The organism is Micromonospora sp. NPDC003776 (assembly GCF_053605645.1).
The window spans coordinates 1-1,630 of the sequence record NZ_JBSGJR010000901.1 but is presented as its reverse complement, the minus strand read 5'-3'; the positions used below and the strand labels follow the sequence as shown (position 1 = coordinate 1,630).

The following is a 1,630-nucleotide window of genomic DNA, read 5'->3' as shown; positions in this document are numbered from 1 at the left end:
CCGGGTGCGGGCGCGACCGGGCGGCTGGTCAGGACAGTTGCAGCCGGGGCTCCAGGATCACCTCGAAGAGCCGGTCCCACGGCAGCTCGACCCGCGCCCCCTCGAACCGGCCCAGCGTCGCCGTGAACGTCTTCCCGCCCCGGGCGCCGAGCACGACCCGATGCCCCGCGAAGTGGTCGGCGAAGTACCGCTCGGTCAACGGAACCAACCGGTCGCGTACCCAGCCGTCGAAGTAGCTCTTCTGCGCCGGGGTGAGCGCGAGCGGGTCCCAGCCCTGCGCCCGGGCGTGCGCGTACGCCTCGACCTGCACGATGTTCTTCCACGGGTCGTCCTTGACGAACCGGTAGAGCAGGTACTCGGCGTGCGCCAGGCCGGGCCCGCGCAGCTCCGGCACCCCGAACCCGCTGCCGGTGCAGCGGAGGTACGCCCAGCGGGCGGTGCCGTGCCCGAGCGCCAGGCCGAGCGCGTTGCCGCCGGTGTTCCACCCCGAGTACGACAGCACCGCCGCCAGATCCAGCCGGTTCTCCATCCGCGCCACCAGGTCGTGGTCGGCCTTGTTGACGATGAGCGGGTCCACCACGATCACCGGGTTGCCGGCGGCCAGCAGGTCGCCGATCCGCCCGACGAAGGCGTCCAGGTCGGCGCCGCGCTGCCCGGGCGCCGCCGAGGGGGTGTTCACGGCGAGCACGATGTCCGCGTCGCCGTCGACCACCCGGCCGCCCACGGCGGTCACGTGCCGGCGGATGTTCTCCGCGAACGGGATGCCCTCCAGCTGCGCGGTCCAGCTCTCACCGGACACGCCGGCGTACTCGACCCGGTAGGTGGGCGCGGTGTCGGCGGCGACCACCCGGGCGACCAGCAGCGCGTCGACCTCGTCGGCACCGGGGAAGATCTCCACCCGGTCGCCGACGCCGAGCGACGCCACCAGCGCCTCCAGCTCCACCCGCTCAGCGCGGGCCAGCCCCACCGGCGCGGTGTCGTCCTCGGAGAGCACGAGGTGGCTGATCGTGCCGTCGGCGACCCACTCGACCATCAGCCGGTTGACCTGGTGGTTGCGGGCCCTCGCGGCCAGGTAGTCCTCGACGACCTGGTCGGGGATCTGCGCCCGCACGGCGTCGAGCTGCGCGCGCAGCTGCTCCTGCCCCAGGTTGACCACCTGGTCGTAGAGCTTGGCCCACTGGACCAGCAGGTCGCGGTACCTGTCCAGGTCGGTGCCGGTGCTGGTGATCGCCAGCCGCTGGATGGTGTCGTGCACCTCGATCACCACCCCCGGCCGGGTCGCGCGCAGCTGCCGGATCGCGGCCAGGTTCTCCAGCGCGGCGGCCAGCGGCGGGGCGGCGGTGCGGGAGGCGATCAGGCCGCCGTAGGCCAGCATGCTGACCGAGATGACGTACCCGTCGACGTCCTCGGTGGTGCCGAGCCAGCGGGCGATGCCGGCCCCGTCGCCGGGGGTGAAGAAGCGGCCGAGCAGCTCCCGGGGCGGCAGCTGCACCTGCGCGCCGGCGCTCGCCGCGGTCATCTGCGGGGCGTACGTGTTGACCGGCCGGTCGTCCAGCGGCACCAGCGCCACGGTCAGCTGCCGGTCGGCGGCCCCGGCGAACGCGGGCCGGCCGATGGCGGCGGCGGCCAG

Annotated in this window: 1 protein-coding gene; it reads right to left on the bottom strand. The window is 74.1% G+C overall.

The features are described from left to right. Window positions 1-28 precede the first annotated feature (28 nt). Window positions 29-1,630: DUF4127 family protein (locus ACWEVO_RS36225; protein WP_452311897.1), on the bottom strand; the 1,602-nt coding region annotated here is incomplete at its 5' end.